Origin of the sequence: Klebsiella sp. 141161 (genome assembly GCF_050600815.1) — a bacterium.
GTDB classification, from domain to species: Bacteria; Pseudomonadota; Gammaproteobacteria; order Enterobacterales; family Enterobacteriaceae; genus Klebsiella; species Klebsiella aerogenes.
In genome coordinates this window covers 15271-24496 of the sequence record NZ_JAQIRN010000009.1, presented here as the reverse complement: position 1 = coordinate 24496, position 9226 = coordinate 15271, and the positions used below count along the sequence as shown (strand labels likewise).

Below are 9226 nucleotides of genomic sequence, written 5' to 3'. Positions count from 1 at the left end.
GTTATAAGATCCACGCAGAACTTTGCTTATATGGTTAAAAAAGGAACCATTTGGGATGCTTTTCACACTGAAAAAGGTATTGGGCGGCATGATGCTGCCGCTTCCTCTGCTGTTATTGCTGATGGCGTTCGGCATCATCCTGCTATGGCGCAGCCGTTTTCAGAAAACCGGCAAAGCGCTGGTTACTCTGAGTTGGCTGTTGCTGGCGCTATTAAGCCTGCAGCCGGTGGCTGACGGGTTGTTAAAACCGATCGAGAAAAGCTACCCGACCTGGCGCGGCGGCAAATCCGTTGAGTATATTGTGGTGCTGGGCGGCGGTTATACCTGGAATCCACAGTGGGCGCCAAGTTCGAACCTGATCAACAACAGTCTGCCGCGGCTGGCTGAGGGGATACGCCTGTGGCGGGAAAACCCAGGCGCGAAAATGATCTTTACCGGCGCGGCGGCTAAAACCAACCCGGTTAGTACCGCCGAGGCGGGGGCGCGCGTCGCCGAAAGCCTCGGCGTACCGCGTAGCGCGATTATCGTCCTTGACCGACCAAAAGATACCGAACAGGAAGCGGCTGAAGTCAAAAAAGCCATCGGCGCGGCGCCATTCCTGCTGGTGACGTCCGCCTCGCACCTGCCGCGAGCGATGATATTTTTCCGCCATGCCGGACTGAATCCGTTACCGGCGCCTGCCAACCAGCTGGCGGTGGAATCAGCGCTTAACCCCTGGGAGCGCGCCCTGCCGTCACCGTATTGGCTGATGCACAGCGAACGCGCGATTTACGAGACCCTGGGACGAAGCTGGCAGTGGCTGAAGGGAGCGTCAGGCGATCCAGGGCAGGATTGATTTCGCGGCAAGCGAGAAACGGGCGCGATCGAAGCGCCCGGTATTCACCAGACTTTCGACTTCATCCCATAGCTGATACAGCCAACGCCGCCAGACGAAAGACTCCGCGACCGGCGCCCGCTGCAGGTAGCGCCAGAGTAACTGCTCCCCTAACCCGCCGTCGGCGAGGCGGAACAGTTCGTACTCGCGCGGCGCCCACAGCATCATCCCCGGACCGACCATCGCCAGCAGCTGATCGCTGCGCGCGTCTTTGAGCATACTACGTAGCGTAAAGCAGCCATGAACCAGCACGCAGTTATCGCTAAAATCACTAAACAGCTGCGGCAGGCTCTCACGACTGCGGAATAAAATGCGCTTATCCTGCATCGTCAGCCCGGTGTCGTGATAGAGGTTGAGCGTGCTCCACAGCATTTCTACCCGCTGGCGATACCAGTGAGGCCAGAGGTTTTCCTGAGTGCTATCGACCATCCCCACACAGCCGCCGCTATCGTGGCGATGCCACGCCAGTAACCCTTCGACAATCTGATCCTGCAGTTGCTCCCACCGCTCGGGCGTACGCGCCGGCGCTTCCACTGAAACGCCGCGTAACCGTTCAATCAGCAATACGTCAGGTCCAGGATGTTCTTCATGCGTCATGACGCCGTATACCACCGGCATACGAACGGTGCCGCTACGGGCAAGCAGCGAAATTTTCCACGCCAGCTGGCGCGCTACGCCGGGCGTAGTAAAGCTTTTCGCCAACAGCGGCATTGGGTTTCCCTGCGCATCATACAGCGACCATAGCGCTGACGAGGGTTTCTCGCTAACGCACTCCACGCGGCTTAGCTTCTCGCCAAGCAGGTGGCTCAGTTCGGCTCGCAACTGTTCCATCATAGATACCCTCATGAAAACTACTGTTTTCATAATGAGCGTATGGGGACGACTTGTCAGCGGATAAGATCAAAAATGGGCTAATTAGCGGCAGAAATATGTCCCCTCCAGGCGAAGGGGACGGTAAGGATTAACGCAATTCGGCGCGGACGCGCTCCAGATCTTCCGGCGTATCAACGCCGGTGCCAGGAACCACTTCCGCCACCGCGACGTGGATTTTTTCGCCATACCACAGTACGCGCAGCTGTTCGAGCATCTCAATTTGCTCAAGCGGGCTTGGCGCCCAGCTAACGTAACGACGGATAAAACCAGCGCGATAACCGTAAATACCAATATGGCGCAGCAGGGAATCGCCAATTTCTTCGCGCGATTTTGCAAAACGATCGCGATCCCACGGAATAGTCGCGCGAGAAAAATAGAGCGCGTAGCCGTCGGCATCCATGACCACTTTGACCGCATTCGGGTTAAATGCTTCTTCGGCATCGTGGATAGGTACCGCCAACGTTGCCATCCCGCTGGTGCTGGCCGCGAGGTTTTCCGCCACCTGTCGCACGATCGCCGACGGGATCATCGGTTCATCACCCTGAATATTGACGATGATGGTGTCATCGCTGAAAGCGCATTTTTCAACGACTTCCGCCAGACGTTCGGTGCCGGATTGATGGTCCGCGCGGGTCATGCAAACCTCGCCGCCCGCGGCTTCAACCGCACGCGCGACATCTTCATGATCGGTGGCGACGATAATGCGATCCGCGCCAGATTCGCGGGCGCGCTCCAGCACGTGGACTATCATCGGTTTACCGTTGATATCCTGCAGAGGTTTTCCCGGCAGGCGCGTGGAGGCAAAACGAGCAGGAATAATGACGACGAAACTCATGGCTGGCTCTCTTCTACCGCGAGTGAGCGCGCTTCGTTTTCAAGTAGTACCGGGATGCCTTCGCGCAGCGGGAAGGCCAGGCTGTCGGCTTTGCAGATAAGCTCTTGCTTATCCTGGCTGTAGTACAGCTTACCGTTGCAAACCGGGCAGGCGATAATTTCAAGTAAACGGTGATCCATGATTCCTCCTGATGGACCGAATAGATTTGGCAGCAGCATATCACAGGATGGTCGCCCGCGTATCACGCGGCATCAACGCCCCAACCTTGCCGCTGGTTAGCAAATAGCGTCGCGGGTAACTGGCGCAGCACAACCTCTTCTGCACCTTGCCAGCGCGCAAAATCATTAATTGCCCGCTGGAGCCCGCTTTCCAGCCCGGCAGTCACTTTCACGCCCTCTTCCAGCCACAGCGAAAAGATCTCCAGCATGCCTCCCTTACGGTGCAACTTGCTGTCCATCCTGCCAACCAGTTTGCCCTGATGCAGCAACGGTAGCACAAAGTAGCCATATTGCCGTTTCGGCGCCGGGGTATAGCATTCCAGCCGATAGCTGAAGTTGAATAACTGCTCGGCGCGTTTACGGTCCCACACCACCGGGTCAAACGGCGAGAGCACGGCGCTGTGGCTGGCGGTTAACTTCCCGCCGGGTGCCGATTCCAGCACAGCTTGCAGATCGCGATGCAGCCACATTTCACCCAGTTCCTCAACTATGACCGGCGTCACCAGCCCCTCATCCTGCCAGCCCTTCAGCAGCGCCGGTAATGCAGGCTGGCGTAGGCGATAATAATCGGCCAGCCACTGTGGGCGAAAAATGCCGAGGCTGCGCGCGCTGTTGCGCAGCATAATGGACTCGGCCTCCAGGCGGGAGAGCGCGTCGCGCTCATCATCCCAGTGCGGCATTGCCCGATGTGTTAAATCATAGACGCGATGAAAGTTACGCCGCTCAACGACCATCAGTTTGCCGGCGGTGAACAACCCTTCAAGATGACGTTTATGCGGTTTCCATTCCCACCAGCCGCTGGCGCCTTTACGCGGATGGGAAAAATCCGCCGAGCGAACCGGGCCATTTTGCGCGATATGCGCCAGCAACTCTTCTATGCTGGCGGCATGTTCGTGCATCCACTCTTTATGGTATTTCCAGCCCATCTTGTCGGGATTCAACATCCGATGGCGTACGAGGGCGAAATCGCTGCGCGGCAAAAAACAGGCCTCATGAGCCCAGTATTCCATCAGTTCGCCGCTACGCAGAGAATCATCCAGCCAGTGCTGCGGATAGCTGCCAAGACGGCTAAACAGCACCAGATAAGGGCTACGGGCGACCACGTTGATCGTATCGATTTGCAGCAGCGACATCTGCTGGATGGTAGAAAGGATGTCAGTCTGGCGTGCGCGACGCCGGGGCTTTTTTAGTAACCCTTGCGCCGCGAGATGAAGATGGCGAGCTTCTTTTAGCGACAGTTGCAATACCGACATGCAGGTTCTCCGTAGGGGATTCAAGCACAGCGGCGAGCAAAACCAGTACGCAGGTTAACGTTGCGCCAGCGTCACTAAGTCCGCGAGCAACCGCTGTGCGCGATCATCGGTCATTATGGCGTCAACCGGCAGATACCACCAGTTAGCGGCGGCGAATTCACGACATTTCACCGCGTCTTTCTCGGTCATCAACAGCGTCTGTCCCGAGGTTGCCAGTGCGGCGACTGCGCTTTGACTCAGCGCCTGATGATCCGCCAGCGCTACGGTTTTCACCGGCCGTACGCCGCAGCTTTCAAGCGTCGCGAAAAAGCGCGGCGGATGGCCAATACCGGCCATCGCCACTACGTTGTCGAGGGTCGCAACATCGCGACGCTCGCCGGTAAGCAGGTTCACCGCCATGCCGGGACGCAACTGCATCGGGATTTCCCCCGGGCGCGAGACGCCGCCGTTGACGATAACGGCATCGACGCTTTTCAGGCGGGATGCGCGCTCGCGCATCGGCCCGGCCGGCAACCACCAACCGTTGCCAAAACGGCGTACACCGTCTATCACGACGATTTCTTTATCCCGCGCCAGCTTGTAGTGCTGTAGACCATCATCGGTGACGATAATTTGCAAATCGTGAGCGGCTAATAAGGCTTTTACCGCCTCGCTACGCAGTGGAGCAACCGCCACCGGCGCGCCGGTGCGTTGATGAATTAACACCGGCTCATCCCCCGCCTGCGCGGTACTGGTTACATTATCCAGCAACAGCGGGTAGCGGTCGGCTTTGCCGCCATAGCCGCGAGACACCACGCCGACGCGAATGCCTCGCTGCTGCAGTTGCTCCACCAGCCATACCACCACCGGCGTTTTACCGTTGCCGCCGGCGGTCAGATTACCGACCACGACGACCGGCACCGGCGCGCGCCAGGCTTTTTTCCACCCTAGCCTATAGCTAAGACGAATGAAAGCGCTCACCAGGCCATACAGCCAGGAGAACGGCAGCAATAGCCGCCATAGCGGCGATTCGCCGGACCAGATGCGCGCTATCATTGACCGAATTGCATCTTGTGTAGCTGCGCGTAAACGCCTTTATGTTCCAGCAGATCAAGATGGCTGCCGCGTTCAACGATGCGACCATCTTCTACCACCACAATTTCGTCAGCCTGTTCGATAGTCGACAGACGGTGGGCGATAACCAGCGAGGTACGGTTTTTCTGCAGTTCATCCAGCGCCGCCTGAATCGCACGTTCCGACTCGGTATCCAGCGCCGAGGTGGCTTCATCGAGGATCAGGATAGGGCTGTTGCGCAGCAGCGCGCGCGCAATAGCGATACGCTGACGTTGACCGCCGGAGAGCATCACGCCATTCTCGCCGATAATCGTGTCCAGTCCATTATCCATCTTGTTGATAAAGTCCATCGCATAGGCCATACGCGCCGCTTCTTCAATTTGCTCGCGGGTGTACTCTTCGGTACGCGCATAGGCGATGTTATTGGCGACGGTGTCATTGAACAGGTGCACGTTCTGCGAAACCAGCGCCACCTGATCGCGCAGGGAGCTCAGTTTGTACTCGCGCAAATCGTGGCCATCCAGCAGAATCTGCCCCTCGTCGACGTCGTAGAACCGGGTAATCAGGCTGGCAATGGTGGATTTACCTGAGCCTGAACGCCCTACCAGCGCAACGGTTTTCCCTTCCGGGATGCTCAAATTAATGTTACGCAGCGCGGCAACTTCGCGGCCTGGATAGCTAAAGGTGACGTTGTGGAACTCCAGGTTACCTTTGGCGCGCTCAATCACGCGAGTGCCTTCGTCTTTCTCCTGTTCGGAATCCAGAATGGAGAAAAGCGTCTGACATGCGGCCATACCGCGCTGGAACTGCGCGTTGACGTTAGTCAGGGATTTCAGCGGGCGCATCAGCGCGATCATCGACGAAAAGACCACGGTGATGGTACCGGCAGTCAGGGTTTCCATGACGCTTGGGAAACTTGCCGCGTAGAGCACAAAGGCCAGCGCCAGAGAGGCAATCAGCTGAATGACCGGGTCGGAAATGGAGGACGCGGAGACCATTTTCATCCCCTGCAGACGCATCTTATTACTGACCTTGTCAAAACGCTTGGTTTCAACGGCCTGGCCGCCGAACATCAGCACTTCTTTATGCCCTTTGAGCATCTGTTCCGCGCTGGTGGTCACCTGGCCCATGGTGTTCTGCATATTCTTACTGATATTACGAAAACGCTTCGAAACCACCCGAATCGCGACTGAGACGATAGGCGCCAGCACGATAAGAATGAGCGACAGTTGCCAGCTGTAATAGAACATCATGGCGAACAGGCCAATAATTGAGGCCCCTTCACGCACTACGGTTATCAACGCGCTGGAGGAAGATGAAGCAACCTGTTCGGAGTCGTAGGTGATACGCGACAGCAACGTCCCGGTGGACTGTTTGTCGAAGAAGGCGACGGGCATGCCCATCATATGACCGAACAGGCGGCGACGCATCGTCATTACCACTTTGCCGGAAACCCAGGAGATACAGTAGCTCGATATATAGCTACTGATGCCGCGAAGCACCATCAAACCGATCACCACCAGCGGCATCCATAACAGCACTGAGCGATCCGTTTTACCAAAACCATCATCCAATAACGGTTTAAGAAGCGATAACATGAAGGTATCACTTGCCGCGTTAAGCACCAACGCCACGGCCGCTACGATTAGCCCGGCTTTAAACGGCGCTATCATCGGCCAAAGTCGGCGGAAGGTCTGCCACGTGGAGAGATCTTTATCGTTCTGCATTCAATAAACCAGCTTATGTTGAAATAGCCGCATATTCTACCCGTTCTGCGCGTCCCCGCCAAACCACTGATGATACCAACGAGGTAAAAGTTGATCTCGTAAGCTATGGATTTGCCAACCATCTGGAGAAAAAACAATCGTTATTTGCCCCGAGTGCGGTGTATCAAACCACTGATACCCTTGCTCACGATAACGCTGCTCGACTTTACTGGAAGGCATCTTCCATGCATTGTAACGCGCTGCCGAGGCGATAGCCGCCTCTCCTCCTACCCTCTGCAGCAACGTCAGACCAGATGAGGTATTGCTGCCGTGGTGCGGGACCTGAATAAGTGTAGACACAAGATGCTGCCAGTAATGGCTTATCATCCGCTGTTCGGCCGGGATTTCGATATCGCCGGTAAGTAAAACGCTACGCTTGCCGTCATCGACCCTAACTACACAGGAACCATTGTTCCCTTTATGTTCACCCGCAGGCAATGGCCAAAGCGCCTGAAATCGGAGCCCTCGCCAGCGCCAGGTTTCCCCTCTGCGACAGGGTAGATGCCCGCGCGCGTTAAGCGGACTACGAATCACGAGATTTGGCCACGCCTGAATAATCGCATTCAGGCCACCGCGATGATCAAGATGCTCGTGGCTCAATATTACGCCTTCCGGGCGGAGGCCGCGCCAGCGTAACCAGGGTACGATAAGCCGCTGGCCGCTATCTCCTCCCGGCCAGGCAGGACCGGTATCGTAGAGCATTGCCGCCCCCTGACGCTCGATGACCACCGCCAGCCCTTGGCCGACATCCAACATCGTCACCCGCCACTCGTCCGGTGAAGCGGCGCGCCAGAAGGGCCAACTAAGGAGCGCCACGCCGCTAATACAGAGTAACGGCATCTGACACCAGGCCTGAAAACGCCATACCAGGAGCGCCAGCCACGGCAGTAAACTGACCCCCAGCCAGCGTTCGTCGAGCGATACCCATCCCGCAGGCAAATGGCGTAAGAACCAGAATAATATTGCCAGCAACCGATCGGCAAGTTGCCATAACGCCATTTCAAGCAACGCCGGACCGCTAAGATGCAGCAGCATGGCCGCTAAAATCAGCGGGACTATTAGAAATGTCACCAGCGGAACGGCAACCAGGTTAGCTATCAATGAAGTCAGGCTAATACCATGAAAAAGGGCTATCTGCAGCGGCGCAAGCAGTAACATCAGGCCGCATTGTAGGTGGCTTAGCGCCAGCAGCTGCCGCCACGGTGAACGACAGCGGTGCCGGCGAAGCGGCGCGAGCAGATACCAGAAAATCAACGCAGCAACCGCAAACACTGATAACCACAGGCTTTCTGAAATCATCGCCAGTGGATCGGCCAGCAGTATTGCCGCAATACAACAGCAAAATATTTGCCAGGGCGACCAGCGCCTGGCCTGTAGCCGCAACAGACATCCTGCGGTTAAGGCCGCACAGGTACGAAGCGCCGGGGGTTGCATGCCGGTAAGCCAGGCGTAAAATAGCGCGCAACTTAACCCGACAAGCAGCGGTATCCGCCAACCTATCCAGCGGCACGGAAGAAAGAACTGTATTCCGCGAACCAGCAACCAGCCAAGTGACGCCCCCAGCGCAATATGCAGGCCGGAGATAGCCATTAAATGGGACGTTCCCGTCTCCTGCATTAACTTTTTTATCTCATCCGCAACCGCGAGGCGCTCCCCCATTCCCAGCCCGAGCATCACCGTTCTCCATGGATACTCAGCGAGTGCGCGGTTCAACGAGGCCAGATAGCGGGCCCGGGAGCTACAACGTGAATCAAGCGATGAGGCATTTAGAAAACGTCCGCTAAGCGGACGATGCTGCGCAAGGGCGTAACGCTGGCTATCAAAGCCGCCCTCATTTAGCTGCCCATGTACCGGACGGGCGCGGATGGTCATCAGCCAGCGCTGCCCAACGCAGCCTGCTTCAGGCAGTTCGCCGCCGTAGAGGGTAATCCCAACCGCGGGATATAAACGCCGCCCCTCAAGACGGATTATCTTACCTTGCCAGCTCGTCAGGCCATCACCGCCTACCAGCTCAATAACGGCCTGCCGGCTGCGACCGGGAATATGCTCAGTGGGCCACAGCGCTTGCCGGGCATGTAATATTCCCCACGCGAACAACAGCAACGTCAATGCGGCATACTTTGTGTAAGGTTTGCGCAGCGTGGCAATAATTAGCGCAGCGCCAATAAGACACCAAACGCTTAACATATTCGGTAGGGCCGGTAGCCAAAGCAGCGGCGAGATTCCGATTATGGCGCAGCTTGCCAGATGTGGTAATCGCATAACTCCTCCCTGTTATCGGGGAGTGTCAGACAATTCGCCGCCGTGGTCATGTTGAAAAGAATGGCGTTGCGTCGCGCTGTCCGGGAAATATT

At 56.9% G+C, this 9226-nt stretch carries 8 protein-coding genes; 1 reads left to right on the top strand and 7 read right to left on the bottom strand.

Translation table 11 applies throughout. The annotated features are described in order from the left end of the window. The first annotated feature begins 55 nt into the window (after positions 1–55). Positions 56–835, top strand: coding sequence for an envelope biogenesis factor ElyC (elyC, locus tag PGR79_RS20415; protein ID WP_113374285.1), 780 nt, complete (start codon positions 56–58; stop codon positions 833–835). Here the strand turns inward: elyC and PGR79_RS20410 are convergent. The 7 genes from PGR79_RS20410 to PGR79_RS20380 form a co-directional block, all read right to left on the bottom strand. Next, positions 812–1705: a YcbJ family phosphotransferase gene (locus PGR79_RS20410; RefSeq protein ID WP_087858167.1), complete on the bottom strand. Its 894-nt coding sequence runs from the start codon at positions 1703–1705 to the stop codon at positions 812–814. The two genes, elyC and PGR79_RS20410, sit on opposite strands and share 24 nt — an antisense overlap. Before the next feature lie 130 nt (positions 1706–1835). Next, positions 1836–2582 (bottom strand): 3-deoxy-manno-octulosonate cytidylyltransferase, encoded by a 747-nt coding sequence (kdsB, locus tag PGR79_RS20405; RefSeq protein WP_045375627.1) that lies wholly within the window; start codon positions 2580–2582, stop codon positions 1836–1838. Beyond that, a complete protein-coding gene (gene ycaR / locus PGR79_RS20400) occupies positions 2579–2761 on the bottom strand; it encodes a protein YcaR (RefSeq protein ID WP_042892909.1) in 183 nt (60 codons plus the stop codon). The genes kdsB and ycaR overlap by 4 nt, the downstream gene beginning before the upstream one ends. 62 nt (positions 2762–2823) lie before the next feature. After that, positions 2824–4053 carry a winged helix-turn-helix domain-containing protein gene (locus tag PGR79_RS20395; RefSeq protein WP_308959148.1) on the bottom strand — a complete coding sequence of 410 codons (1230 nt, stop codon included), beginning with the start codon at positions 4051–4053 and terminating at the stop codon, positions 2824–2826. Between the two features lie 54 nt (positions 4054–4107). After that, positions 4108–5088 carry a tetraacyldisaccharide 4'-kinase gene (lpxK, locus tag PGR79_RS20390; RefSeq protein WP_430914975.1) on the bottom strand — a complete coding sequence of 327 codons (981 nt, stop codon included), beginning with the start codon at positions 5086–5088 and terminating at the stop codon, positions 4108–4110. Further along, positions 5085–6833 (bottom strand): lipid A ABC transporter ATP-binding protein/permease MsbA, encoded by a 1749-nt coding sequence (msbA, locus tag PGR79_RS20385; protein ID WP_032707692.1) that lies wholly within the window; start codon positions 6831–6833, stop codon positions 5085–5087. Before msbA ends, lpxK begins: the two co-directional genes overlap by 4 nt. 36 nt (positions 6834–6869) lie before the next feature. After that, the gene (locus PGR79_RS20380) at positions 6870–9134 is read right to left on the bottom strand and encodes a ComEC family protein (RefSeq protein ID WP_430922413.1); all 2265 of its coding nucleotides are present in this window, start codon (positions 9132–9134) and stop codon (positions 6870–6872) included. Positions 9135–9226 lie beyond the last annotated feature (92 nt).